The organism is Pseudarthrobacter sp. AL07, from assembly GCF_029960665.1.
Taxonomy (GTDB): Bacteria; Actinomycetota; Actinomycetes; order Actinomycetales; family Micrococcaceae; genus Arthrobacter.
In genome coordinates this window covers 336,907-363,039 of sequence record NZ_JASBRB010000001.1, presented here as the reverse complement: position 1 = coordinate 363,039, position 26,133 = coordinate 336,907, and the positions used below count along the sequence as shown (strand labels likewise).

Here is a 26,133-nt window from a genome sequence, read left to right as displayed (position 1 = left end):
CTTACAAGATGGACCCTACTGACCGGACCCGGAACCGTACTCAGTCCGCGTACCAGCAAGTAGCCAGCCGGAACGTACCTAGGCTTCGGCCGGCTCCTCGTACTTGGGGAAGACGGGCGCCGGAGCCGGCAGCGGCGTTCCGGCGACAATCGGCGTAGTGAGCGCGGCGAACTGGCGGGATCCGCCGTCGGGCTGTCCCAAGGTGTCCAATAGCGAGGCCGTGGCCGTGGGCATCACGGGCTGGGCCAGGATAGCCACCATGCGCAGCACTTCCAGCGTCACGTACAGCACGGTGTTCATGCGTTCGACGTCGGTCTTCCGCAGCACCCAGGGGGCCTGCTCGGCAAAGTAGGCGTTGGTGTCCCCCAGGACGCCCCAGATGGCCTCGAGGGCGCGGCTGAATTCCTGCTTTTCGAAGGCGGCCCGGGCCGTCTCCAGGAGCCCGTTGGCCTGTGCCAGGATCGCGGTGTCTTCAGCCGTGAAGGCACCCGGAACCGGGACCCGGCCCTCGCAGTTCTTGGCCACCATGGACAGCGAACGCTGCGCCAGGTTGCCGAAGTTGTTGGCCAGGTCCGAGTTCATCCGGCCCACGATGGCCTCATGGTTGTAGCTGCCGTCGGCGCCGAACGGGACCTCGCGGAGGAAGAAGAACCGTACCTGGTCCAGGCCGTACTGCGCCACGAAGTCTGCCGGCGCCACCACATTGCCGAGCGACTTGGACATCTTCACGCCGTTGTTGTGCAGGAAGCCGTGGATCATCACGCGTTTGGGCAGCTCAATGCCCGCACTCATCAGGAACGCCGGCCAATAGATGGCGTGGAACCGCGAGATGTCCTTGCCGATCACGTGCACGTCGGCGGGCCAGAACTTCTTGAATGATTCCGACTCCACGTCCGGGTAGCCGACGCCGGTCAGGTAGTTGGTGAGCGCGTCCACCCAGACATACATCACGTGCTTGTCGTTGCCGGGGACGGGGACGCCCCAGTCGAAGGTGGTGCGGCTGATCGACAGGTCTTCGAGGCCGCGCTTGACGAAGCTGATGACCTCGTTGAAGCGGGACTGCGGTGCGCCGAACTCCGGCTGCGCCTCATACAGCGCCAGCAGGCGGTCCTGGTAGGCGGACAGCCGGAAGAAGTAGCTCTCCTCAGCCGTCCACGTCACTTCGGTGTCCGTCTCCTTTGAGTACCGCACGCCGTCGTCCTTCACCACGGTGTCGTCCTCGACGTAGAAAGCCTCGTCCCGGACCGAGTACCAGCCTTCGTACTTGGACAGGTAGATGTCGCCGTTGGCTTCCATCTTCTTCCAGATGGCCTGCGACGCGGCGTAGTGGTCAGCGTCAGTGGTCCGGATGAAGCGGTCGTAGGTGATGCCCAGGGCGGCGTGGGCAGACTTGTAGACTTCCGCGTTGCGGTCCACCAGTGCCTTGGGCGTAAGGCCTTCCTTCTCGGCCGCCTGCGCAATCTTCATGCCGTGCTCATCCGTGCCCGTCAGGAACATCACGTCGAAGCCGTCAAGCCGCTTGAAGCGCGCCATGGCGTCGGTGGCGATGTACTCGTAGGCGTGCCCGATGTGCGGAACACCGTTGGGGTAGGTGATGGCCGTGGTGATGTAGAACGGGGTTTTGGCTGTTGCGCTCACGTGCGGACGTTACCTTTAGTGCGAAGGGGCAGGGCTAGATCAGTTCAGTCAGCGTATCGCTCAGGCGGACCAGTTCGTGGTCGTGTGAAGCGACCAGTACTGCGATTCCGTCCGAGGTGGTGTCCTTCAGGATGCTGATGATGCGGTTGGCGGAGGCCCGGTCCAGGCTGGCCGTGGGCTCATCAACCACCAGCACACGCGTGCCCAGGATCAGGGCGCGGGCGATCGCCACCCGCTGGCGTTCGCCACCGGACAACTGGGCCGGACGGTGCCGCATCCGACGGCCCAGGCCCACCAGGTCCAGGAGGTCCTTGGCCATGTCGCGGCGCTGGTCCACCTCGCCGTCAGGCACTGCCGGGAGGAGGACGTTTTCGAGGGCGCTCATGCCGTCGATCAGGGCACCGCCCTGGTCAACGTAACCGATCAGGGCCCGACGGCGGTCGGCGATTTCGTCGTCGCCCATGGTTTCGAGAGAATCCCCCTCCCAGAAGACACGGCCCGACGTCGGCAGGGTCAGACCCGCGCCGACGGTCAGGATGCTGGTCTTGCCGGATCCGCTTCGGCCGGCCACGCAGTGCATCTCGCCCGCGTGCAGCGTGAGGTCGAAGCCCTCCACGACACTGACTGCCTCGGCACCGCCCTTACCGCCGCCGTAGCGGATGGTGATGCCGCTCAGTTCCAGCGGGGTCCCGTGGTCCGCGGCCTTGACGATGGTGTTGGCACGGGTCTGCAGGGGCGCCTCAGCCAGGCCGGACCTCCGGCTCCGGTGAACATTCGTCTCGTTTGTCATTGGACCACTTTCGTTGCAATCGGTATCCAGCAAAGTACAGCCACCAGGCCGGCGACGCCGGCCCACAGTGCGGCATACGGGGCAAGAAGCAGCCCGATGCCCAGCGCGCCCAGGACGCCCAGGGGCAGGGCCACCGTGCCTACCAGCGCGTTTTCGAAGAGCCGGACCTGACGCAGCATGTCCGGGTTCCAGCCCATGGCCTCAAGGATGCCCAGGTATTGGCGTTTGGCGTTCAGCTCAAACCTGCCGGTCACCAACGTCAGGGTAAGGCCCACGGCGACGCCGGCGAGAGCAAGGACCATGCTGGGCAGCGCGACGCTTGCTGCGGCCAGTCCGCTGAGCGCACTCGCGCCTGCTGCACGGGGGATGTCGATGAGCAAGGCAACCAGCCCGCCCACCGCGGCGCCGAACACGCCCACTGCGACAGCCAGGGACACGGTGTTGAACTTGTTCGTACTGAGCTGCCGGTTGGCAAACGTCAGCGGAGAGTCGACCGGGATCAGCCGCTCGTCGTGCTGCGGTTCCTGGTCCACCTCATCGCGGTGGCGCAGCTGTTGCGCGGCGAAAAAAGCTGCTGCCGCATACAGGACCAGAACGGAGGCCGAGACGATGGCTGTGGTCACGCTCCAGCTCACCAGGCTCAGGACAATCCCGGCTACTGCGAGCAGCGCAGCGCCGACGGCGAATTCCTCGAGCACCCACTTCCTGATGCGCAGCTGGGTCCAGCCCATGGCGCGGAGGGTGCCGGCTTCGCGTTTGCGTTTCCGGATGTAGCTGACGGTGGAGGCGCCGGTCAGCAGGGCGGCTCCGCAGAGGGTGAGGAAAAGAAGTGTCACGTTGGACCCGGACAGCGAGCCGGAGACGGCGTCGGCAGCGTTCTGCCGGACCCAGGACTGCTGGACTGTGCCCAGCGCTGACTCCTTGCCGGCGTCGTCCTTTGAGTAGCCGGGGACAAAAATGCTGGCGTCTTCACGCGCGGAACCGGCCACGACAGTAGCCTCGAGACCCATCTCGCGGATCTCGCTGGCGAGCTTTTCGACGTCCGGCTGGGCTTCCTTCCAGCTGCCGGGGGCCTTGGCCCGGACACGCACCGCATCGATCACAGAGGCGTTGTCCTTGTAGCCGCGGGCCGCGGCCAGGCCGTAGAAGTCGGTGATGGCGCCAGCGGACTGGCTTGCCAGTCCGGTGGCACTGAGTGAAGGCTTGAGTCCGGCAGCGGTGACCGGCTTGCCGTCGGCGTCCTTGGTGAGGGTAAACGGGGTGGGGTCGTAGCCACCCAGCGGGAGGCGGTTGACGTCGCCGGCCGCCTTTTCGACGGCCGAGGGGTCAAAGGTCCCATAGACCATGGCCAGAGGAGCCGCGAGATTCTCCCCCGTTGCCAGGTCTTCCCGGTAGGAACGTTCATCCACGGGCTCACGCTGCGTCTGGTCCACCGGGGCGCCGTTCGCACCCTTCTCCGGTAGCCGGTTAACGGTGACCCAGTCGCTGGGAACGGCGGTCTTCTGGACTGCGCCATTAGCTGCGGCTTCGCCGTCGGTGTACTTCGGAGCGGCTGCGAAGTCATTGCTCCACGTAGCCGGGGTATAGAGTCCCTGGTTGAAGTTGCCGGCGCTGCCAAAGAGGCCGGAGTGATCGGTGGAACCGGGCCAGGACAACGCGAAGGGGTCTTTGGACACGAAAGGCAGGTAGTCCTTGCCGAGGGAGCGCGTGGCGGTGCCGACTTCCTTGACCACCTTGCCCGCGGCGTCGATCTCCTCGATCTTTACGTTGTATTTCAGGTCCAGGGAGGTGCCGGAACGGACAATCAGGGGAATCGCCTGCGAGTCTGCGGTCAGCTGTCCGCTGCGTTTGGCCTGCTGGTACTGCGTCATCAGCGGTGCCCAGTATTTGAGTTTGACGCCGAGGAAGTCGGGGCCTTCGTTGAGCTCTTGCGTGCTGATGCCATTGGTGAAGAGGCTTTCGAAGTGCCGGCCAATCGCACCGGCATTGCGCGCATCAGCAGGCGGAGCTTTCTCCAACGGGGCAAGGAAGTCGCCGGCCGAGCCAAGCAGGGCGCGCTCGGAAACGGGGTCGACGGCCACCACGGACTCGGTCACTTCGGGAGACAGCGGCAGGGCTACAGAAAGGTTGAACAGGTTGTGTTCGGAACCGCCGGCAGGAGCGGGGAACTTGATGCCCGTCTCGCCTGTGGGAGGAGCGATCCGGATGCTGGTGCCCCCGACCGTCTGCTCTTCGACCAGGCGGGCTTTGCCCAGGCTGCCCTCTGCGGTGGACTTGAACAGGGTCTGCTCTGAGACACCGTCGGAGCTGACGGCGCTGGCGGTCAGGCGGTAGTTCTTGGCGGAGTCGCCGAGAACTGACTCGGCGGCGGGCCATTTGCTGGGCTCTGTGGCGCCTGCGGCCTGGTCTGTGGTGGCTGTGCCTGCCAATCCGGAGTTATAGCCCAGGTAGTCCATGGCGTCGAGCCGCGGAGCCTCCAGGTTCTGTGTCACACGGGACACCAGGCTGATGGGGGCCGCCACGGAGGTTCCGGAAAGCTTCCGGATGGTCTCGAGCTGGTCAAAGCTGATGCCGCCGCCGCCGTTGGCGATCTCCGGCTGCATCAGCGCCGCGGAACCTGCCTTGGCCTGGACGAGGACGTCGTAGAGTCCCCGCGAGTTCTCATCCACCGTTCGGTTGAGCGCGGCCTGAGACTGGCCTTGGACGAGGACCGACAAGCACATGGCTGCGATCAAGATGGCCGCGGTCAGCAGCAGCACTTTGCTTCTGATGAATCGCTGGACGGCGTTCATGGGGCTCCCTGAAACCTGGATTGCGTGCGCACACCGGGATCCGCAGGCGGCGGACATGGAGGATTTCCTGCCTGGTGTGCAAAAAGTATTGGCCGGTCTGCCGGACTGGTCCCGAAACGGGACTCAGCCATTGTAAGCAGACCGGCCAATCATACGTGGCCGAGGTTAAGCTTCGGTCACGCGTAGTTCATGGCGGTGCAGTTCCTAGTCCTCGAGGTCCACTTCGCGGACCATCTCGGCGCCGATGCCTGCCTTGATGGCGTCAAGCACCTGCTGCGGAACGGAGCTGTCGATGGTAAGCAATGCCAGTACCTGGCCACCTTCCGCCTGACGTGCGACCTGCATGCCGGCAATGTTGATGTTGTTCATGCCCAGGATGTGTCCGATGGTTCCGATCACACCGGGCCGGTCGGCGTAGGCAACCACCACGAGGTGCTCGCTGATGGGGATCTCCACGTCGTAGCCGTTGACGCCCACGAGCTTCTGGATCTGCTTCGGGCCAGTGAGCGTACCTGCCACTGAGATCTGGCTGCCGTCGCTCAAAGCACCCCGGATAGTCAGGACGTTGCGGTAGTCCTCCGCTTCCGCCGACGTGATGAGGCGGACGTTGATGCCGCGCTGTTCGGCGATGACCGGGGCGTTGACGTAGGAAACCTGTTCGGTCACCACATCGGCGAAGATACCCTTGAGCGCTGCAAGTTCCAGGACCTTGACGTCAAGGGCCGCGATCTCGCCGGCCACCTCGACGTCGATCTGGGTCAGGGAGGCGTGGGTCAGGGCTGTGAAAATCCGGCCCAGCTTTTCGATCAGCGGGATGCCCGGACGGACGTCGGGGGCGATCACGCCGCCGGCCACGTTTACGGCATCCGGGACGAGTTCGCCGGCCAGCGCCAAACGCACGGACTTGGCAACGGAGACCCCTGCCTTCTCCTGGGCTTCGTCGGTGGATGCACCCAGGTGCGGGGTGACCACTACATTGTCCAGTGCGAAGAACGGCAGGTCCGTGCTGGGTTCCTTGACGAAGACGTCCACGGCTGCGCCGGCGATCTGGCGGTCCTGCAGGGCGGCGTAGAGTGCTTCTTCGTCCACGAGGCCGCCACGGGCCACGTTGATGACGTAGGCGGTGGACTTCATCTTGGTGAACGCGTCTGCGCCGAGCATACCGACGGTTTCCGGCGTCTTGGGCATGTGGATGGTGACGAAGTCAGCCTGGCTCAGCAGTTCGTCGAGGGTGACGAGCCTGACGCCGAGCTGTGCGGCGCGTGCAGAGGTGATGTACGGATCATAGGCAAGGATTTCGGTGTCGAAACCCTGGAGGCGGGCAGCAACAAGGGCGCCGATGCGGCCCAGGCCGATGATGCCGACCTTCTTCTCGAACAGTTCGATGCCGGTGTACTTGGAGCGCTTCCATTCACCGTTTTTCAGCGCGGAGCTGGCCTGCGGGATATGGCGTGCGAGGCTAAGGATGTGGCCCACCGTCAGTTCCGCTGCCGAAATGATGTTCGATGTCGGGGCGTTGACCACCATCACGCCGGCTTGTGTGGCGGCTTTGATGTCAACGTTGTCCAGGCCAACACCGGCGCGGGCGATGACCTTGAGGTTCTTGGCGGCGGCAATGGCTTCGGCGTCCACCTGGGTGGCGGAGCGGACCAGGATGGCGTCCACGTCAGCGATGGCGGCGAGCAGCTGGGCCCGGTCTGCGCCGTCGGTGTGGCGGATCTCGAAGTCCGGGCCGAGGGCCTCGATGGTGGCGGGCGAAAGTTCTTCGGCGAGCAGTACTACGGGTTTTGACACGGCTGATCCTCTGCGTTGCAGTCCTGGGGATGGGAACAAGTCTAGGCTGACAGAAAGGCCGGGCTCACATTGTTAAGTGTGAGCCCGGCCTCACTGTTGCACGGTGATGGCGCCGGAAGGGCAGACTTAGCGGGCTGCGGAGCCGTCTACGTAGTCCTCGTCCGTCTGCTGCCAGGCGAACAGGGAGCGCAGCTCGCGGCCAACGCCCTCGATCGGGTGCTGCTCAGCCTTGGCACGAAGGGCCATGAACTCGGCGCCGCCGTTGTCCTGGTCGTCAATGAAGCGCTTGGCGAAGGCACCGCTCTGGATGTCGCCGAGGACGGCCTGCATGTTTTCCTTCACCGCGGGGGTGATGACGCGCGGGCCGGAGACGTAGTCGCCGTACTCTGCGGTGTCGGATACGCTCCAGCGCTGCTTGGCGATGCCGCCTTCCCACATGAGGTCAACGATGAGCTTGAGCTCGTGAAGCACCTCGAAGTAGGCGATCTCGGGCTGGTAGCCGGCCTCGGTCAGGGTCTCGAAGCCGTACTGCACCAGTTGGGACACGCCGCCGCACAGGACAGCCTGCTCGCCGAAGAGGTCGGTTTCAGTCTCTTCGGTGAAGGTGGTCTTGATGACGCCGGCGCGGGTGCCGCCGATGGCTTTTGCGTAAGACTTGGCCAGGTCCCAGGCTGCTCCGGAGGCGTCCTGCTCCACGGCGATGATGTCCGGGATGCCACGGCCGGCTTCGAATTCGCGGCGCACGGTGTGGCCCGGAGCCTTCGGAGCGATCAGGATGACGTCAACACCCTCCGGTGCCTCGATGTAGCCGAAGCGGATGTTGAAGCCGTGGGCGAAAGCCAGAGCCTTGCCGGGGGTCAGCTTGGCCTTGATGGAGTCGTTGTAGATGGAGCGCTGGTGCTGGTCCGGTGCCAGGATCATGATGACGTCGGCCCATTCGGCGGCGTCGGCAACGCTGAGAGCCTTGAAGCCGGCTTCTTCGGCCTTGGCGATCGACTTCGAGCCCTCCTTGAGGGCAATGACAACCTCGACGCCGGAATCGCGCAGGTTCAGCGCGTGGGCGTGGCCCTGGGAGCCATAGCCAACAATGGCAACCTTGCGACCCTGGATGATCGACAGGTCAGCGTCGTCGTCGTAGAACATTTCAGTCACTTGGGTAACTCCTCTTGAGTGTTTTTACTGGGTAAATAGTCTGCGGTGTTGCGGTACTGCACGGGCAATGCGCCGCAGGTGGGACGTGCCCCGCCTGACTAAGCGCTGCGCAAAGCCCTGTCACTCATGGAGCGGGATCCCCGTCCAACGGCCAGGGTGCCGGACTGCACAATTTCGCGGATGCCGAAGGGCTCGAGCACTGAGAGCAGCGCCGTGAGCTTTTCGGGGTGGCCGGTTGCTTCAATGACCACGGAGTCTGTGGAGACGTCAACCACTGAAGCACGGAACAGGTCTGCAGCCTGGGTCACCTGCAGACGAGTTGCGGCATCCGCACGTACCTTGACCAGGATGTGGTCTCGCTGTACGGAAGATTCGGAGGTCAGCTCGACAATCTTGATCACGTTGACCAGCTTGTTGAGCTGCTTGGTGACCTGTTCAATGAGGTCACCGTCGGCGTCGACGACGACGGTCATCCGGGACATGCCCGGAACTTCCGTCGGGCCGACGGCCAGGGAGTTGATGTTAAAGGCGCGTCGGGCAAAGAGGCTCGCGACGCGGGTCAGTACACCGGGCTTGTCTTCAACCAGAACGGACAATGTGTGGCGGGTCATGTTCAGTCCTCCTCTTCCCATTCCGGGGTCATGTTGCGGGCAACCTGGATCTGGTCGTTGCTTACGCCGGCGGGCACCATCGGCCACACCATGGAGTCGGGGCTCACCACGAAGTCGATGACCACGGGTCGGTCATTGATTTCAAGGGCCTTCTGGATGGTGGCATCAATGTCCTCATCCCGCTCGCAGCGGAAGGAAGCGCAGCCATAGGCCTCCCCCAGCTTGACGAAGTCAGGGATCCGGACCGTCTCGTGGCCGGTGTTGAGATCCGTGTTGGAGTAGCGGCCCTCGTAGAACAGTGTCTGCCACTGGCGGACCATGCCCAGCGAGGAGTTGTTGATGATGGCAACCTTGATGGGGATGTTGTTAATGGCGCAGGTGGCCAGTTCCTGGTTGGTCATCTGGAAGCAGCCGTCACCGTCGATGGCCCAGACCACACGGTCCGGATCTCCCACCTTGGCACCCATGGCAGCCGGGACGGCATAGCCCATGGTGCCGGCGCCGCCTGAGTTCAGCCAGGCATGCGGACGCTCGTACTTGATGAACTGTGCGGCCCACATCTGGTGCTGGCCGACGCCGGCAACGTAGATGCCTTCCGGTCCTGTCAACGCGCCGATACGTTCGATGACGCGCTGTGGGGCGCTGAGCCCGTCCTCCGGCTCGGTCCATCCCAGCGGATACGTTTCCTTAAGGTTGTTAAGGAAAGCCCACCAGGTGGTGAGGTCCGGCGCGCCGGCGGACTCGAATTGTGTGCGGACCGCCTCGGTGAGTTCGGGGATGATTTCCTTGACGGATCCCACGATCGGTACATCGGCGGTACGGTTCTTGGAGATTTCGGCGGGATCAATATCCGCGTGGATCACCTTGGCGTTGGGCGCAAATGACTTGAGGATGCCCGTCACCCGGTCATCGAAGCGGGCTCCGAGGGTGATGAGCAGATCGGACTGCTGCAGCGCCGTGACGGCGGAAACGGTGCCGTGCATGCCTGGCATGCCCACGTGCTGCGGGTGGGAGTCGGGGAAGGCGCCGCGTGCTGTCAGAGTGGTGACCACAGGCGCGCCTGTCAGTTCGGCCAGCTCGCGGAGCTCAGCAGAGGCGTGCGCCTTGACCACGCCGCCGCCGACGTACAGGACAGGCTTGCTGGCTGCGGCAATGAGTTTGGCGGCTTCGCGGACCTGCTTGTTGTGGCCGCGCGTCACCGGGCGGTAGCCTGGAAGGTCGATTTTCGGCGGCCAGGAGAACGTCATCTGTCCCTGCTGGGCATCCTTGGCGATATCCACCAGCACCGGGCCGGGGCGGCCCGTGGACGCGAGGTGGAAGGCCTCGGCCATGACATGCGGAATATCCTGGGGGTTGGTGACCAGGAAGGAGTGCTTCGTGATCGGCATGGTGATGCCCACGATGTCTGCTTCCTGGAACGCATCGGTGCCGATCACGGCGCTGGATACCTGGCCGGTGATGGCCACCAGCGGCACGGAATCCATGTGGGCATCCATAATGGCGGTAACGAGGTTGGTGGCACCGGGGCCCGAGGTGGCAATACAGACGCCAACCCGTCCGGTAACCATGGCATAGCCTTGCGCGGCGTGGCCGGCTCCCTGTTCGTGACGGACCAGGATGTGATTCATCCTGGAAGCCATCAAGGGGTCATAGGTAGGCAGGATCGCGCCACCGGGCAAACCAAAAATATCGTCGACGCCGAGTTCTTCGAGCGATCGGACAATAGCTTGTGAGCCGGTCATCACCGTTGGGGGTACAACGTTGTTGGGCCCAAGGACAGGAGAGACGGCGGCAAGATCAGCGACGACGGCGGCCTGGTCAGCCGTTCGGTCGGCGCGTTCCGGAGCCTTGGGGGCTCCAGCGGACTTAGTAGCCATCAGCGAGGGGCTGATCGGCGATCCTTTGCTCATCGGACTCTTCCTTGTGGATCATCTGTGTACTTGGAAAATGCGGAAATAAAAAAACCCCTCAGCCGGGTGGCCTTCGAGGGGTTGCGCGTGACGGTTCGTTACCAGTCGGGCTAGTCAGCCACGCGCTTGGTAAGGACGACGGATACACCCAAAGCGGCGCCGACAGTAACGAATGCGATCATGCGTTCAGTTTTCCCTCTGCGTGAGATGCCTGTCAACGAGGACTGTGCGCATCTCACAGTGTGGACTCCATTGTCCACGGACTGATCTTACCCCGCACCTCCGGCGGAAGCGCCGTCCGCGCGGGGACCCTGGATCAGCCCTTATTAAGCCCTGCCGCCTCCGGCAGCCGCGTCGCCACCGGAGGCTTGAGGTACTTGGGTATCACCCGCAGTATGCACCCGTGCTCGCGCTGTGCACCAGCTTGGCGTACTTGGCGAGCACGCCCTTGGTGAACTTGGCGGGGAGGGGCTCCCAGCCAATCCTGCGGGATTCGAGCTCGGCCTCGCCGACCAGCAGGTCGAAGCTTCGGGCGGCGATGTCCACCCGGATCCGGTCACCGTCCTCGACGAAGGCGATGGGGCCGCCGTCGGCTGCTTCCGGTGCCACGTGGCCAATGCACAGGCCGGTGGTTCCACCGGAAAAGCGGCCGTCGGTGAGGAGCAGGACGTCCTTGCCCAGTCCGGCGCCCTTGATGGCGCCGGTGATGGCGAGCATCTCGCGCATGCCCGGCCCACCTTTGGGGCCCTCGTAACGGATGACCACAACGTCGCCGGCCTTGATCAGGCCCTGGTCCAGTGCGGCCAGGGCGCCCTGCTCACGCTCGAACACACGGGCGGTGCCTTCGAAGACGTCGGCGTCGAAGCCTGCGCTCTTCACTACCGCACCTTCAGGCGCCATGGAGCCGTGCAGGATGGTGATGCCGCCGGTCTTGTGGATCGGGTTGTCCATGGCACGGAGGATCTTGCCGTCCAGGTCCGGCGGGTTGATCGCGGCGAGGTTCTCGGCAACGGTCTTGCCGGTGACGGTGAGGCAGTCGCCGTGCAGCAGCCCGGCGTCGAGCAGTGCGCGCATGATGACCGGCACACCGCCGATCTTGTCAACGTCAGTCATGACGTAGCGGCCGAACGGCTTAAGGTCACCGAGGTGCGGAATCTTGTCGCCGATGCGGTTGAAGTCCTCCAGGTTCAGCTCGACCTCTGCTTCGCGGGCGATGGCCAGCAGGTGCAGGACGGCGTTGGTGGAGCCACCGAAGGCCATGGTGACGGCGATGGCGTTTTCGAACGCTTTCTTGGTCATGATGTCCCGGGCGGTGATGCCGAGGCGGAGCAGGTTCACCACTGCTTCGCCGGACTTGCGGGCAAATTCATCACGACGGCGGTCTGCCGAGGGCGGGGCGGCCGAGCCGGGGAGGGACATGCCCAGGGCTTCGCCGATGCAGGCCATGGTGTTGGCGGTGTACATACCGCCACAGGCGCCTTCGCCGGGGCAGATGGCCTTTTCGATGCGGGTCAGGTCTTCGAGGCTCATCTTGCCGGCGGCGCAGGCGCCGACGGCTTCGAAGGCGTCAATCAGGGTGACTTCTTTTTCGGAGCCGTCCTCAAGCTTGACCCAGCCCGGCATGATGGAGCCCGCGTACAGGAAGACGCTGGCGAGGTCCAGTCGGGCGGCAGCCATGAGCATACCCGGCAGGGACTTGTCACAGCCTGCGAGCAGGACGGAGCCGTCGATGCGCTCGGCCTGCATAACGGTTTCCACGGAGTCGGCAATGACTTCACGGGAAACGAGCGAGAAGTGCATGCCTTCGTGGCCCATGGAGATGCCGTCGGAGACGGAGATGGTGCCGAACTGCATCGGGAAACCGCCGCCCGCGTGGACGCCTTCCTTGGCGCCCTGGGCCAGCCGGTTCAGGGAGAGGTTGCAGGGAGTGATTTCATTCCAGGAACTGGCAACGCCGATCTGGGGCTTGGCGAAGTCGTCGTCGCCCATGCCGACTGCGCGGAACATGCCGCGCGCGGGGGCGGCATGGATCCCGTCGGTAACGACCCGGCTTCGGGGCTTGATGTCGATCTTGTTCTCGGTTGCTGTTTGGGTGTCCTCACTCATGGTCAAAGTCTATGACTCCGATCGGGACGCTAACGACTCGAACAGCTCGTTTGGACCATTTTCAGGAATATTTCGATCAAATAGTGGACGCTCGTCTCAAATTCTGAGACGGCCACTAGTGGACCTGCCGGAACCTAGACAGCCCTGTTCGCGCCGACGTACCGTCAGGGAACGGCAACCATGCCATCCGGACTGAAGGGCCCTGCTATGGATTTTGTCTTCTGGATTATCCTCATCGTGCCTATCGTGGGCGTTGTGTGGTGGCTGCTGAACCGCAGCAACTCCTCGAGCACCGGCGAATCCACGCCGATCCGGACGGACGGCGGGCTCGCTGGCGGAAGCGCAGCTGCCTCGGCGGAAGCCGCCGGCACAACGGGCATTCCCAGCGCTGCGGGCTTCGGCACTGCTGAGCCGGCACCACCAACGACGGCCGATGATGCGCCCGAGCACGACAGCACGGCAGAACCCCAGGATGCTGCCGCCGTGCATCAAACCGGCCTTGAAGAAGTCGACGTTGAAAAGGATCCCAGCGATGGGCAGGACGCCGGTCATGAACCCATCGCTGCCGGTTCCACGGACGCTGAGGCCGAGGATCCGGTCCGCCCGGAGGACGTATCAACGCAGCAACCTCGAATCCAGGAAGCCGGCAGCCAGGAGAGTGTGAGCCGACAGGCAGACGAAGCTGAGTGGGAAACCCAGTGGTCAGAGGCAAGTGTGCCAACCCAACCCGCGGCCAGCCGCAGGCCATCAGGCGACTCAGCCACCGTGATGGCAGCTATCCCGCTGTCCGAACTGCCAGCGGCCCAGGGCACCGGGCCTGAGCATCACCCGGAGTACACGGAGCCCCACGCGCCCACGCTGCCCGGCGCCGAAACGGCCGCTGCCGAAGCAGTTGAAACGGAATCCGCGGCCGTGGCGCCCGCAGCGGTGGCGGACTCCGACGCTGCGCCGGAACCGACCGGGCATCTGGCCGCGGATCAGCCCTATGGCGCCGGTTCCGCATCTCCCGGCCCGGACGGCAGCGGCCCGGCGGATTTCGACGTCAAGGCCAACGCCGGAACCATGGTCTATTACGAGGAGGGGCATCCTGACTATGAGCAGACGACAGCCGACGTCTGGTTTGAGTCGGCGGCCCATGCCGAAGCTGCAGGTTTCCGAGCTCCCCGACGCACCCGAATCTGACCGGACGGGAGCGCGCTTTCATACGTTCGCGGTGGCCAAGCCTCCTGCGGGCGCCGTCGCAGTGATCCTGGCCCTGCTGCTGTCGGGCTGCGCCGGGGACGCCAGCGATGCTCCCACCGCCAGCATCACGGGAAGAGTGAGCGGATCCGGCACGGAAATTGGGCCGGTCCCGGGAAACACGACGCCGCCCGAGATTGTGGCACGGCTCGATCTTCAGCTCGACATCCCCTGGGCCACGGTATTCCTGCCGAACGGAACTGCCGTCATCTCCGAGCGTGACTCTGCGCTGCTGAAAGCTGTCCGTGATGGCAAGACCATCACCATCGGCCAGGTCCCCGGCGTTGCTCCAGGCGGTGAGGGAGGACTATTGGGCCTCGCCCTCTCCCCCGATTTTCCGGCCGACAGCTACCTTTACCTGTACTTCACGTCCGCGGAGGACAACCGGATCGCCCGGTTGAAACTGACGGGACAGCCTGACGGGGGCCTGGACCTCGGCAGGCCAGAGGTGGTCTTTTCCGGAATCCCGAAGGCGTCCACGCACAACGGCGGCCGGATCCGGTTCGGCCCGGATGGGTTCCTGTACGTGGGTACTGGAGACTCCCAGCGCCGGGAACAGCCGCAGGACCCGAACGCCCTGGGCGGGAAGATCCTGCGGCTGACGCCGGAGGGAGACCCCGCCCCCGGCAACCCTTTTGGCAATGCCGTCTACAGCCTGGGGCACCGAAACGTCCAGGGTCTGGCGTGGGACAGTTCCGGCCGGCTCTGGGCCAGCGAGTTCGGCCCGGACGTCAACGACGAACTCAACCTCATTGAACCGGGCGCCAACTACGGGTGGCCCGCAGTGACCGGGGCGCCACATCGGGAGGAGTACCGCGACGCGAAGGTGGTGTGGCCTTCGACGGCGGACTCCTCACCCAGCGGCCTGGAAATTGTCGGGTCGACCGCATACCTCGGCGCCCTGCGCGGCCAACGCCTCTGGACTGTGGCACTGTCCGGCGCAGAAGCAGGAGCACCTGTGGCTTATTTCACAGGCGAATACGGCAGGATCCGTGACGTCACCCGAACCCCCGACGGCGGACTCTGGCTGCTCACCAACAACAGAAACCCTGATTTTGTGCTGGTTCTGGCCCCTCCCGGGTGAGCCTGCTGGCCCCAACAGCTTCAATTTCACATGACCCGAAAGTTCGTGTAGAGTTTCATGTCGTTGCGGAGATCAACCGGGAAAGAAAAAGCCCGGAAGGTCATCACATAAGAGATGCACCTCTAGCTCAATTGGCAGAGCAATTGACTCTTAATCAATGGGTTCCGGGTTCAAGTCCCGGGGGGTGCACCAAAGTAAAAACAGCTCCTGGCACGCGGAAACGCTGGCCAGGGGCTGTTTTTGTTAGTGGCGGAAGATCCGCTTGTGCTGACAGGACTACAGCGGCAAAAACCGGCACCACCACTGCAACACTTCGCAGCGGCGAGACCGGCGGGGTCTTTCCGAACTCCGGGGATTGCTAGCCGAGCGGGGAACCGTCAATCAGGGCGCGCGTTGACGGCGAGGCGAACTGGCTGGCTAATTCCCGGACCACGGCCTGGAGTTCCTGCCGTAGGGCGTCGGGATCAATGGTTGCCGCGGCGAGTACGGAGCGTTCCATCTCAACTGCCGCGGCCGCAGCTTCCCGTCCGCTGTCGGTGAGGGACACCACCTGGCTGCGGCGGTCCGACGTGCTGCGGACGCGAACAATGTGGCCGTGGGACTCCAACCGACTTAACGTCTTACCCATGGTCTGGGCCTGAACACGCACATATTGGGCGAGTTGGGCCTGCGTCATCGGCCCTTGTGCTGAGAGGACTTCGATAGCGATCACGCCGGCATGCGTCAGTCCGATGGCGCTTAGCTTTTCGTTCCAGGAGTGTTCAACGAGGCGTGCCGCAGTGGACAATAGGCGCCCAGTGGGCCAGCGATCCATGTCAGGCATACGAGCAAGTATAGCTAAGGCTGGTTAGTACCGGTCCTGAATGCTTACTAAAATGGTGTGTTCCGCCTGCAACGAGGAGATTAATAGTGGCTGACAGACTCTTGACCGGGGATTTAGCGCCCGGCTTCACCCTGAAGGACTCGTCCGGCGAGGACGTCAGTCTTGCTTCGCGTCACGGCGGCAGCACCATCGTCTATTTCTACCCCGCCGCCGCGACACCGGGCTGCACCAAGCAGGCCTGCGATTTCCGCGACAGCCTCGCGTCGTTCATATCGTCCGGCTATCGGGTCCTGGGCGTCTCTCCCGATTCTGTGAATAAGCTTGCTGCCTTTGCCGCCAAAGAGGACCTGAGCTTTCCGTTGCTTTCGGACGGGGACCACGCCGTCGCCGAGGCCTATGGCGCCTGGGGCGAGAAGAAGAACTACGGACGGACCTATGAGGGACTGATCCGCAGCACCGTGGTGATCGACCCCGCCGGCAAGGTGGAATTAGCCCAGTACAACGTCCGGGCCACCGGACACGTGGCGAAACTGCGCCGCGACCTCAAACTGGACGCCTAACGCCTAGCGTCTGACGGGGCGCCGGTTCCGGCGAGGAGGATCCGGTTGACCCGAACCGCGCTTGCCCGCGGTTACAATGGAAACTGGCATCCGGCGTCGTACGTTCTATCCCGTTGGCCAGATGGTCAACGTCAGGACAAATGGCGGCAACTGCCAAGCGCGAGTGGTGAAATTGGCAGACACGCAGGATTTAGGTTCCTGTGCCTTCGGGCGTGGGGGTTCAAGTCCCCCCTTGCGCACACATAAACAGAGATCCCGGGCCCGCAGGCCTGGGGTCTCTGTCGTTTAACTGCCCCTAGACACCGTGTTCTAGTGGGCTTTTTCTCCGGGCTGGGGACAAAACTAAAAAACTCTTGGCAGTCCACCCATCCGCTTCCGCGCTTCGACCGAATACCCATTGAGACACCAGCCAAGGGCAGGTGCCCAACAGTCGGAAAAGGCCACGCAACAGGCACAACGCCTGCGGCAGGCAAGAACTCGGCAGAAACCACAAAACAAGGAGAACCGAAATGCAGTCATTCAAGCGCACATCCTTCACCGTCGCAGGCGTTGCAGCTGCAGCCCTGTTGAGCCTCACCGCTTGCGGTGGAACCGCGACAACAACCCCGAGCTCCTCGGCTCCGGCCGCCGCACCGTCAGCAACGAAGGCGGCCCCGTCCCCCTCCGCCAGTGCTAAGGCCATGGATCCGGCCGCAAACCTCGTTGGCGCAGGCTGCGCCGGCTACGCGGAGAAGGTCCCCACTGGTGCAGGCTCGGTTGCCGGGATGGCCCTGGATCCGGTAGCGGTCGCGGCATCCAACAACCCCATCCTGACCACCCTGACAGCTGCTGTTTCCGGCAAGCTGAACCCCAAGGTTGACCTGGTTGACACCCTTAACGGCGGCGAGTTCACGGTCTTCGCTCCGGTAGACTCCGCCTTCGCCAAGATCGATGCGGCCACCATCGAAACGCTCAAGACCGACGACGCCCTGCTGAGCAAGATCCTGACCTACCACGTGGTCCCCGGCCAGATCACCCCGGACAAGATCGCCGGCACACACGCCACGGTCGAGGGCGGATCAGTCACCGTGACCGGCAGCAAGGACGCCCTCATGGTTGACGGAGCCAGCGTCATCTGCGGCGGCGTCCAGACCAAGAACGCCACCGTATACCTGATCGACTCGGTGCTGATGCCCAAGTAGTCCGCTCTAAAACCCAGAGGCCTGTTCCCACCGGAACAGGCCTCTGGCGTGTGCCCAGGGAGCACGGAGGTCTGTCAACTAGACTGTGTCCTTGGCCCGCAGTAGGCGGCGCCCGCCAAAAGCAGCCAGAGGTGATAGACGAGTGCCCAGCAGTACTTCGCGGCGAACGGTCATCAAGACCGGGGCCGTTTTTATGGCGTTAGGCCTGACATCCTGTACCGGCATCCCGTCGCCGTCAGCAACACCCACATCACCTGCAACGGCTCCCGCCGGCATTGAGCCCACCGAAACCTTTACTTTCGGCACGGCGTCCCAGCCCCTTGGCCTCGACCCTGCGCTCTCAAGCGATGTGGAAAGCTACCGGATCACGCGGCAGATTCTCGAAGGCCTGGTGGGCGTGGACCAGACCACCGGGAAACCCACGCCGCTGCTGGCGACGGAATGGTCCGAAGACGACGACGGCCGCTCCTACACGTTCACACTCCGCAGCGGCGTCTCGTTCCAGGACGGCACGCCCTTCAATGCCGACGCCGTATGCGCCAACTTCAACCGCTGGTTCGCCTTCTCCCCGGATTTGCGGCGGCAGGCGCCGGGAAGCTCGTTCAAGAGCGTGTTCAAGGCACATTCCGACGACGCTGCGCTGTCCATTTTCAAGAGCTGCACGGCCCTCTCTGCTGACACTGTCCGGATCGACCTGACCCAGCGCTTCACCGCTTTCCTCCAAGCGCTCACCCTGCCGGCATTCGCTATCGCGTCCCCGGCCGCCCTGGCCGCGGGCACGGCGGATGTCCTGGACCAGACCCGTGGCGGAAACCCGATCTCCAGGTTCGCCACCAACCCTGTGGGAACCGGGCCGTTCAGCCTGGCCGCCTGGGAAGAGGCGAGTGTCCGGCTCGTCAGCCACAAAAACTACTGGGGTGACCGCGGGCAGATCTCCACCATCAATTTCGTCACGTACGACCACCCCCAGACGAGGCTTCAGGCCCTCCTGGCCGGCAAGATCGACGGCTACGACGCCGTCACTGTGGGCAATTTCGATCAGCTGGTCAAGCGGGGCATGCAGATCGTCCAGCGGGATCCGTTCTCGGTGATGTACCTGGGCATTAACCAGGAAATTCCGGTGCTGCAGAACGAAAAGGTCCGGCAGGCCATTGAGCTGGCCATCGACAAGGAAACCCTGATCCGCAAGTTCTTCATCGACAACACGGCCAAGGCATCACAGTTCGTTCCACCCAAGATCAGCGGTTTCAATAACGACGCTCCCGCGCTGGGCCACGATCCGGTCAAAGCCAAGGCCTACCTGGCCGAGGCCGGTTACATCGGGGAAGAGATCAGGTTCTACTACCCGCTCAATGCCACCCGCCCCTATCTGCCGACGCCGGAGAAAATCTACGCCGAAATCAGCCGGCAACTGACCGCCGTCGGGCTCAACATCAAACCTGTCCCGGTGGACTGGTCCGAGGGCTATCTCCAGAAAGTGCAGTCACCCGGGGACCACGGGCTCCACCTGCTGGGCTGGAACGGCGCGTATGCGGACGCCGATAACTTTGTGGGCCCGCTGTTCGGCGAAAAGAACGGCGAATTCGGCTACCAGGACCCGCAGGTCTTTTCCAAGATCAACCGCGCCCGCGGCCTACCTGCGGGGAAGGAACGCGACGAGCAATACCACACCATCAACGCCCAGATCGCGGCCACGGTGCCGGCCGTTCCCATCGCCTTCCCCATCTCGGCTCTGGCACTCTCGGACCGCGTCAGCATCTACCCGGCGTCCCCGGTCCTGAATGAAGTTTTCACAAAAGTAGAGCTAAAGGCTTGACGGTCCGGCCCAATTTCAGTATGCGGGCCGCCCGGGGATATTCTTTGACAGCCAGAGCCGCTGCTATCGGAGACTGATTGTGACCTTCATATCCAAGACCCAACATGCCGACGTCGTACTGATTGGCGGCGGCATCATGAGCGCCACACTCGGGGCGTTCATCAAGCAGCTTGAACCGAACTGGACCATCTCCCTGTTCGAACGCCTGGATCAGCCCGGGCTGGAAAGCTCCGACCCCTGGAACAACGCCGGCACCGGCCATGCCGCCCTGTGCGAACTCAACTACTCCCCCGCCGCCAAAGACGGCTCGGTGGACCCTGCCAAGGCACTGCTCATCAACGAACAGTTCCAGCTGTCCCGCCAGTTCTGGTCCCATTTTGTGGACGAATCCCTGATCGGTTCGCCCAAGGGCTTTATCAACACCGTCCCGCACATGAGCTTTGTGATCGGCGAGAACAACGCCAAGTTCCTCAAGACCCGCTACGAGGCACTCAAGCCCCACACTCTGTTCCGCAGCATGGAGTACTCCGAGGACCACGCTCAGATCGCTAAATGGGCGCCGCTGATCGTCAAGGGCCGGGACCCTAAGCAGAACATCGCCGCTACGCGCGCAGCCGAGGGGACCGACGTTGACTTCGGGGCACTGACCCGCGAGCTCACCACCTACCTCGGAAACAACGGCGTCGAAATCAATTACGGCCATGACGTCAGTGGCATCTCCAAAGCGGCCGACGGCGGCTGGGACCTTTCGATCAAGCACCCGGCTTCCGGGGAACACGGCAAGATCCACGCCAAATTTGTGTTCGTGGGAGCAGGCGGCGGCGCACTGCACCTCCTCCAGGCCTCCGGCATCCCGGAGAGCAAGGGCTTTGGCGGTTTCCCCGTGTCCGGCCAGTTCTTCCGCTGTACCGACGAGAAACTCTCCGCCCAGCACAGCGCCAAGGTCTACGGCCAGGCTTCGGTGGGTGCCCCGCCCATGTCAGTCCCGCACCTGGACACCCGCTACGTGGACGGGAAGCGTTCACTGCTGTTCGGCCCTTACGCCGGTTTCTCCACGAACTTCCTGAAGAACGGCTCCTACCTTGACCTGCCGCTGTCCATCCGGCCCAGCAACATCATCCCGATGCTTGCTGTGGCCAAGGACAACATGGACCTCACGGCCTACCTCGTCAAGGAGGTGGCCAAGCGCCACGGCGACAAAGTCGAGGCACTGCGCGAGTACTACCCCGAGGCCAAGGACGGCGACTGGGAGCTGATCACCGCAGGCCAGCGCGTACAGATCATCAAGAAGGACCCGAAGCGGGGCGGCGTGCTGCAGTTCGGTACCGAGGTCATCGCCGGCCGGGACGGCACCATCGGCGCGCTGCTGGGCGCATCCCCCGGCGCCTCCACGGCCGTGCCCATCATGATTGAACTGCTGCAGAAATCCTTCCCCAAGAACTTCAAGGGCTGGCAAGGCAAGCTCAAGGACATGATGCCGGGCTACGGTGTGAAGCTGGATGAGAATCCGGATCTGGCCGCTGAGCTCGAGGCGGCTACGGCCAAGGCATTGCAGCTCGAGAGCGTATCCGCCAACCACTGATTCAGGCTGTCCGGCGGGCGTGAAGACCCGGCTGGACGGTCTGGTCCGCAGGAGTCCATCAACCCCAGGAGAGACCCGCGATGTTCCGGCTGGCACAACTTTCATTGGCAAACCGGGCGCTGATCGCGCTGATCACCGTCTTCGCGACGGTGTTCGGCGTAATCACCATGTCATCGCTGAAACAGGAACTCATCCCCTCCATTGAGTTCCCGCAGATAACAGTCCTCTCGGCCATGCCCGGCGCGTCACCCGAAGTGGTGGACAAGCAGGTCAGCGCACCGCTGGAAACCGCCTTGAACGGCGTGGAGGGCCTGGAGTCCACGTCCTCGACGTCGCGCAACGGCGTCTCGCAGATCTCAATGGTGTTCACCTACGGGACAAACCTCGACCGCGCCCGCAACCAGATCGACCGGGCCATCTCAAACGCCAAGCGTTCCCTGCCTGAGGAGGTGCAGCCACAGGCCATCGCGGGCAGCATCAGCGACTTCCCCATTGTGTTCCTGGCCGTGTCTTCGGACAAGCCTCTGAGCGAACTGAACGCTGACCTGGCGCGCCTGACCGTTCCACGGCTCCAGAAGATCGACGGCGTCCGCGGAGCCGACGTGACCGGCGGCGCCACCCAGCACATCGAGATACTCCCCCGGCCCGAGGAAATGGCCGCCAAGGGCGCCACGATCGAGTCCATCCGGAACGCCCTCTCCAACAACGGCGCGCTGGTCCCGGCCGGGACCATCCAGGAGCAGGGTAAAACGCTCTCCCTCCAGATCGGCAGCCCGGTGGATTCCCTGGACGCCATCAAGGCATTGCCCCTGGGCGGGGCCAAGGATGCCGCAACCATCGGCACGGTGGCCGACGTCAGCCTGGAGGACAACGAGCGGACGTCCATCACCCGGACCAACGGCCAGGAAACGCTGGCAGTCTCCGTGACCAAGAAGCCGGAGGGAGACACCGTAGGAATCTCCCACGCAGTGAACGAGTCGTTGGCGGCCCTCGAGGCCGAACTGGGGTCCAATGCAAAGTTCACTGCAGTGTTTGACCAGGCCCCGTTCATCGAGAAGTCCATCAAGGACCTCACCACCGAAGGCCTGCTCGGGCTGGGCTTCGCCGTCGCCGTCATCCTTCTCTTCCTGATGTCAGCCCGCTCCACCCTTGTTACCGCGGTGTCGATTCCGCTGTCGCTGCTGGTCACGTTCATTGGCCTGTCCGCGACCGGCTATTCGCTGAACATCCTGACCCTGGGCGCGCTCACCATTGCGATCGGCCGGGTGGTGGACGACTCGATTGTGGTGATCGAAAACATCAAACGCCACCTCAGCTACGGGGAGGAGAAAGTCTCGGCGATCCTCACCGCCATCCGGGAGGTGGCCGGCGCCATCACCGCCTCCACGTTGACCACCGTGGCGGTCTTCCTGCCCATTGCATTCGTGGGTGAGCTCGCCGGCGAACTCTTCCGGCCCTTCGCCCTGACCGTCACCATGGCCCTGCTGGCATCGCTGCTGGTATCACTGACGATCGTTCCGGTCCTGGCCTACTGGTTCCTTAAGAGCCCCACCGGTTCCGCAACAGGTTCGCCAGCTGCCCGCGAAGCTGCTGTCCGCGCTGCCGACGCCGCCCGTGCCCACGCCCAGGAGGCGGAACAAAAGAGCCGGCTGCAGCGCGCGTACCTGCCCGTCCTCAGCAAAACCCAGAAGCATCCGGTGGTGACGCTGGTAGCCGCCGTCCTGGTCCTCGGCGCCACTGCTGCCATGACGCCGCTGCTTTCCACCAACCTCCTCGGCGAATCCGGCCAGAACAGCATGACGGTCCGCCAGGTGATGCCCGCCGGGACAAGCCTGGCCGACACCAGCGCAGCCGCGGTCAAGGTCGAGGACGTCCTTCGGGGCATCGAGGGTGTCAGGAATGTGCAGGTCACCACAGGCAACGCCCAGGCCGGTTTTGCCGCCCTGACGTCCTCCGGCTCCGCCAACTCCACGTTCACCGTGGTGACGGATGAGAAGGCGAATCAGGCAAAGCTGCAGGAAACCGTCCGGGCTGAGGTAAGCAAGGTGGCCGGTTCCGGGAAGATTACGGTCGGCTCCCAGCAGGGTGGTTTCGGGACGTCCTCCACGGTGGATATCACCATCAAGGCTGCAACATCAGAGGATCTCCGCACAGCCAGCGAGGCCATGGTGGATGCAATGACCGGCGTGCCGGAAACCAGCGAGGTGGCAACCAACCTGGCGGCCAACCAGCCGGTGGTCCAGGTCAAGGTTGACCGGGCCAAGACCGCGGCAGCCGGACTGAACGAGGAACAGGTAGCCGGCGTCCTGGCGGCCACCATCAGCTCCATTCCTGCCGGCACGGTCCGGATCGACACCAACGATTTTCCGGTCCAGATTGGCAAGGGCACCCGGTTCACCAGCATTGACGCCGTGCGCAACATCGCACTCCCCGCCGCGGGCGCACGGGTGACCCTGGGCAGCATCGCTTCGGTGGAACAGGTGGACGTGCCGGTCTCCATTACCGCCAGCAACGGCCAGCGGACCGCCAAAGTGTCAGTCACGCCGTCGGGCTCCAACCTTGGCGCCGTGAACGCGGAGGTGCAGAAGCGCCTCACGGACGTCAGCCTGCCCGCCGGCGTCACCGCCGAACTCGGCGGCGCCACCACCCAGCAGGCCGAGTCCTTCCAGCAGCTTGGCCTGGCGCTCCTGGCGGCAATCGCAATTGTCTACGTCATCATGGTGGCCACTTTCAAGTCCCTGATCCAGCCGCTGATCCTGCTGGTTTCCGTTCCCTTTGCCGCCACCGGAGCCGTCGCCCTGCTCCTGGCCACGGGCGTTCCGCTGGGCCTGCCGTCGCTGATCGGCATGCTGATGCTGGTGGGCATTGTGGTCACCAACGCCATCGTGCTCATCGACCTCATCAACCAGTACCGGCGGCCACAGGACGGCCGCGCCGGGATTAGCGTGGCGGACGCAATCACCCATGGCGCGAGGCAGCGCCTCCGGCCCATCCTGATGACCGCACTGGCCACCGTTTTCGCCCTGACACCCATGGCGCTTGGCCTGACCGGGGGTGGCGGCTTCATTTCCCAGCCGCTGGCCGTAGTTGTGATCGGTGGCCTGGTTTCTTCCACAATGCTTACCCTGGTGCTGGTTCCTGTACTGTACCGGCTGGTGGAGGGACGGCGGGAAACCAAAGCACTGCTTCTTGCCATGCAGCAGCGTCCGGAGTTTGCAGCAGCGGACGACGTCGATGCCGAGTTCCGGGACTGGACCACCGGTAAGGTGCCCCGCGTCAGTGGCCGCCGAGCCGCTCCGGGCGACCCCGAGTAGAGCCTGGAATATTCTCGCCGCGGCGGCGTTATATCTGTCGATACATGCAAATGCATGCACATCGCGTATAGTGGAAGCAAGCCCAGAGAAGTCCAGGAAACGGAAGGCCCACCATGCAGATCGGCGTATTCAGCGTCAGTGACATCACCACTGACCCCACCACCGGCCGGACGCCCACGGAGAACGAACGCATCAAAGCGGCAGTGGCAATCGCCAAAAAAGTCGAGGAAATCGGCATGGATGTCTTCGCCCTCGGCGAGCACCACAACCGCCCGTTCTTCTCCTCCTCGCCCACCACCACCCTCGCCTACATCGCCGCGCAGACCGAGCGGATCACGCTCTCCACTGCCACCACCCTGATAACTACCAACGATCCGGTCAAGATCGCCGAAGACTTCGCCATGCTGCAGCACCTCGCGAACGGTCGCGTGGACCTGGTCCTTGGCCGCGGCAACACGGCTCCGGTGTACCCGTGGTTCGGCAAGAACATCCAGGACGGCGTGGAGCTGGCCGTTGAGAACTACAGCCTGCTGCGCCGGCTGTGGGACGAGGACACGGTCAACTGGTCCGGCAAGTTCCGTACGCCGCTGCAGAACTTCACGTCCACTCCCCGCCCGCTCGACGGCGTGGCCCCGTTTGTGTGGCACGGCTCCATCCGTACACCGCAGATCGCCGAGGTGGCTGCCTACTACGGCGACGGGTTCTTCGCGAACAACATCTTCTGGCCCAAGGAGCACTATCAGCAGCTGATCAGCCTCTACCGTGAGCGCTACGAGCACTACGGCCACGGCAAGGCGGATCAGGCCATCGTGGGCCTCGGCGGCCAGTTCTTTATGCGGAAGAACTCCCAGGACGCCGTGAAGGAATTCCGGCCCTACTTCGATAACGCGCCCGTTTACGGCCACGGCCCGTCGCTGGAGGACTTCACTTCCCAGACGCCGCTGACAGTCGGCAGCCCGCAGGAAGTGATCGAAAAGACCCTGACGTTCCGCGAGTACTTCGGCGACTACCAGCGCCAGCTGTTCCTGATCGACCACGCTGGCCTGCCCTTGAAGACGGTGCTGGAGCAGCTTGACCTGTTTGGCGAGGAAGTACTCCCGGTCCTCCGCAAGGAATACACGGCCCTCAAGCCCGCGCACGTCCCGGACCCGCCTACGCACGCCGGCCGCGTGGCCGCGCTGATGGCCGCGCAGGCGTCTGACACTGCTCCTTCGGAGGCATGATGGCTGCCGGCGGCAATGAATCACCCATTCGTTTGGCAGCGGAAACCTGGGAATCCCTGTTCCGGGCGCAGGTGGCCGTGATGCGCAGGCTGCAGGCCGGTCCCGCTTTCCGGAAAGTGGCACTGAACGAATACGACGTGCTGTTCACGCTGTCCCGGTGTCCGTCCGGCTGGCTCCGGCTCAATGAACTCAATGACCATGTCCTGCTGAGCCAGTCAAGCCTCAGCAGGCTGGTTGAAAGGTTGGAGAAGCGCGGGCTCGTGGTCCGGATGGCGGCCCCCGACGACGGCCGCGGCGTGCTGCTGAAGCTCACCGAGGAGGGATCTGCCCTCCAGAAGGAGATCGGCCGGGAGCATGTGAGGGACATCGCCAGCCTGGTGGGGCCGGCCCTGACGGCAGCCGAGCAGCGGGAACTTCAGCGGCTGACCGAGAAACTCCGGCATTCCGTGGGGGCGCGGCCGGCAAAGCAGCCGCCCGGGAACTGACTTGCCGGGAACTCACCGCCCGGCACCGGCCGG

Annotated in this window: 18 protein-coding genes and 2 tRNA genes; 11 read left to right on the top strand and 9 right to left on the bottom strand. The window is 63.9% G+C overall.

Annotated features, from left to right (window positions below; all coding sequences use genetic code 11):
* Window positions 1–78: 78 nt before the first annotated feature.
* From metG to ilvD, 8 genes are all read right to left on the bottom strand, one after another.
* The gene (metG, locus tag QK290_RS01660) at window positions 79–1,638 is read right to left on the bottom strand and encodes a methionine--tRNA ligase (protein WP_282329010.1); all 1,560 of its coding nucleotides are present in this window, start codon (window positions 1,636–1,638) and stop codon (window positions 79–81) included.
* A gap of 34 nt (window positions 1,639–1,672) precedes the next feature.
* Window positions 1,673–2,428, bottom strand: coding sequence for an ATP-binding cassette domain-containing protein (locus tag QK290_RS01655; RefSeq protein ID WP_282329009.1), 756 nt, complete (start codon window positions 2,426–2,428; stop codon window positions 1,673–1,675).
* Window positions 2,425–5,220: an FtsX-like permease family protein gene (locus QK290_RS01650; protein WP_282329008.1), complete on the bottom strand. Its 2,796-nt coding sequence runs from the start codon at window positions 5,218–5,220 to the stop codon at window positions 2,425–2,427. Before QK290_RS01650 ends, QK290_RS01655 begins: the two co-directional genes overlap by 4 nt.
* A 204-nt stretch (window positions 5,221–5,424) precedes the next feature.
* Window positions 5,425–7,014, bottom strand: coding sequence for a phosphoglycerate dehydrogenase (gene serA / locus QK290_RS01645; RefSeq protein ID WP_282329007.1), 1,590 nt, complete (start codon window positions 7,012–7,014; stop codon window positions 5,425–5,427).
* 126 nt (window positions 7,015–7,140) lie between these two features.
* Entirely contained in the window at window positions 7,141–8,166 is a 1,026-nt protein-coding gene (gene ilvC / locus QK290_RS01640; protein ID WP_282329006.1) for a ketol-acid reductoisomerase, read from the bottom strand.
* A 98-nt stretch (window positions 8,167–8,264) separates the two neighbouring features.
* Window positions 8,265–8,777, bottom strand: coding sequence for an acetolactate synthase small subunit (gene ilvN, locus QK290_RS01635; RefSeq protein WP_028271611.1), 513 nt, complete (start codon window positions 8,775–8,777; stop codon window positions 8,265–8,267).
* A 2-nt stretch (window positions 8,778–8,779) separates the two neighbouring features.
* The gene (locus QK290_RS01630) at window positions 8,780–10,687 is read right to left on the bottom strand and encodes an acetolactate synthase large subunit (RefSeq protein ID WP_282329005.1); all 1,908 of its coding nucleotides are present in this window, start codon (window positions 10,685–10,687) and stop codon (window positions 8,780–8,782) included.
* Between the two features lie 384 nt (window positions 10,688–11,071).
* Window positions 11,072–12,793, bottom strand: a complete 1,722-nt coding sequence (gene ilvD / locus QK290_RS01625) for a dihydroxy-acid dehydratase (protein WP_282329004.1) — start codon at window positions 12,791–12,793, stop codon at window positions 11,072–11,074.
* A gap of 207 nt (window positions 12,794–13,000) precedes the next feature.
* On the opposite strand from ilvD, the gene QK290_RS01620 reads away from it, so the two are divergent.
* The 3 genes from QK290_RS01620 (at window position 13,001) to QK290_RS01610 (ending at window position 15,308) form a co-directional block, all read left to right on the top strand.
* The gene (locus tag QK290_RS01620) at window positions 13,001–13,975 is read left to right on the top strand and encodes a hypothetical protein (protein ID WP_282329003.1); all 975 of its coding nucleotides are present in this window, start codon (window positions 13,001–13,003) and stop codon (window positions 13,973–13,975) included.
* Window positions 13,929–15,116, top strand: coding sequence for a PQQ-dependent sugar dehydrogenase (locus QK290_RS01615; RefSeq protein ID WP_282329002.1), 1,188 nt, complete (start codon window positions 13,929–13,931; stop codon window positions 15,114–15,116). The genes QK290_RS01620 and QK290_RS01615 overlap by 47 nt, the downstream gene beginning before the upstream one ends.
* 116 nt (window positions 15,117–15,232) lie before the next feature.
* Window positions 15,233–15,308 (top strand) — tRNA-Lys (locus QK290_RS01610).
* Window positions 15,309–15,474: 166 nt separating this feature from the next.
* Here QK290_RS01610 and QK290_RS01605 read toward each other — a convergent pair.
* Complete coding sequence (locus QK290_RS01605) at window positions 15,475–15,930, bottom strand: MarR family transcriptional regulator (RefSeq protein ID WP_282329077.1); 456 nt, start codon at window positions 15,928–15,930, stop codon at window positions 15,475–15,477.
* Window positions 15,931–16,025: 95 nt separating this feature from the next.
* Here QK290_RS01605 and bcp point away from each other — a divergent pair, with 95 nt between their 5' ends.
* The 8 genes from bcp (at window position 16,026) to QK290_RS01565 (ending at window position 26,100) form a co-directional block, all read left to right on the top strand.
* Window positions 16,026–16,499, top strand: coding sequence for a thioredoxin-dependent thiol peroxidase (bcp, locus tag QK290_RS01600; protein ID WP_282329001.1), 474 nt, complete (start codon window positions 16,026–16,028; stop codon window positions 16,497–16,499).
* 157 nt (window positions 16,500–16,656) lie between these two features.
* Window positions 16,657–16,738 (top strand) — tRNA-Leu (locus tag QK290_RS01595).
* A gap of 270 nt (window positions 16,739–17,008) precedes the next feature.
* Window positions 17,009–17,680: a fasciclin domain-containing protein gene (locus QK290_RS01590; RefSeq protein ID WP_282329000.1), complete on the top strand. Its 672-nt coding sequence runs from the start codon at window positions 17,009–17,011 to the stop codon at window positions 17,678–17,680.
* 193 nt (window positions 17,681–17,873) lie between these two features.
* Window positions 17,874–19,496: an ABC transporter substrate-binding protein gene (locus tag QK290_RS01585; RefSeq protein WP_282329076.1), complete on the top strand. Its 1,623-nt coding sequence runs from the start codon at window positions 17,874–17,876 to the stop codon at window positions 19,494–19,496.
* 79 nt (window positions 19,497–19,575) lie between these two features.
* Window positions 19,576–21,078, top strand: a complete 1,503-nt coding sequence (locus tag QK290_RS01580) for a malate:quinone oxidoreductase (RefSeq protein WP_282328999.1) — start codon at window positions 19,576–19,578, stop codon at window positions 21,076–21,078.
* 80 nt (window positions 21,079–21,158) lie between these two features.
* Window positions 21,159–24,392 (top strand): efflux RND transporter permease subunit, encoded by a 3,234-nt coding sequence (locus QK290_RS01575; protein WP_282328998.1) that lies wholly within the window; start codon window positions 21,159–21,161, stop codon window positions 24,390–24,392.
* Between the two features lie 113 nt (window positions 24,393–24,505).
* Window positions 24,506–25,615, top strand: a complete 1,110-nt coding sequence (locus QK290_RS01570) for an LLM class flavin-dependent oxidoreductase (protein ID WP_282328997.1) — start codon at window positions 24,506–24,508, stop codon at window positions 25,613–25,615.
* Entirely contained in the window at window positions 25,615–26,100 is a 486-nt protein-coding gene (locus QK290_RS01565) for a MarR family winged helix-turn-helix transcriptional regulator (RefSeq protein WP_282328996.1), read from the top strand. The genes QK290_RS01570 and QK290_RS01565 overlap by 1 nt, the downstream gene beginning before the upstream one ends.
* The last annotated feature ends 33 nt before the right edge of the window (window positions 26,101–26,133 follow it).

Bases quoted from the DNA above. Each gene is read 5' to 3' on its own strand.
- QK290_RS01655 (WP_282329009.1), bottom strand. From the start codon at position 2,428: ATGACAAACGAGACGAATGTTCACCGGAGCCGGAGGTCCGGCCTGGCT.
- QK290_RS01650 (WP_282329008.1), bottom strand. From the start codon at position 5,220: ATGAACGCCGTCCAGCGATTCATCAGAAGCAAAGTGCTGCTGCTGACC.
- ilvN (WP_028271611.1), bottom strand. From the start codon at position 8,777: ATGACCCGCCACACATTGTCCGTTCTGGTTGAAGACAAGCCCGGTGTA.
- QK290_RS01630 (WP_282329005.1), bottom strand. From the start codon at position 10,687: ATGAGCAAAGGATCGCCGATCAGCCCCTCGCTGATGGCTACTAAGTCC.
- ilvD (WP_282329004.1), bottom strand. From the start codon at position 12,793: ATGAGTGAGGACACCCAAACAGCAACCGAGAACAAGATCGACATCAAG.
- QK290_RS01620 (WP_282329003.1), top strand. From the start codon at position 13,001: ATGGATTTTGTCTTCTGGATTATCCTCATCGTGCCTATCGTGGGCGTT.
- QK290_RS01615 (WP_282329002.1), top strand. From the start codon at position 13,929: ATGCCGAAGCTGCAGGTTTCCGAGCTCCCCGACGCACCCGAATCTGAC.
- QK290_RS01605 (WP_282329077.1), bottom strand. From the start codon at position 15,930: ATGGATCGCTGGCCCACTGGGCGCCTATTGTCCACTGCGGCACGCCTC.
- QK290_RS01590 (WP_282329000.1), top strand. From the start codon at position 17,009: ATGCAGTCATTCAAGCGCACATCCTTCACCGTCGCAGGCGTTGCAGCT.
- QK290_RS01585 (WP_282329076.1), top strand. From the start codon at position 17,874: ATGGCGTTAGGCCTGACATCCTGTACCGGCATCCCGTCGCCGTCAGCA.
- QK290_RS01575 (WP_282328998.1), top strand. From the start codon at position 21,159: ATGTTCCGGCTGGCACAACTTTCATTGGCAAACCGGGCGCTGATCGCG.
- QK290_RS01570 (WP_282328997.1), top strand. From the start codon at position 24,506: ATGCAGATCGGCGTATTCAGCGTCAGTGACATCACCACTGACCCCACC.
- QK290_RS01565 (WP_282328996.1), top strand. From the start codon at position 25,615: ATGGCTGCCGGCGGCAATGAATCACCCATTCGTTTGGCAGCGGAAACC.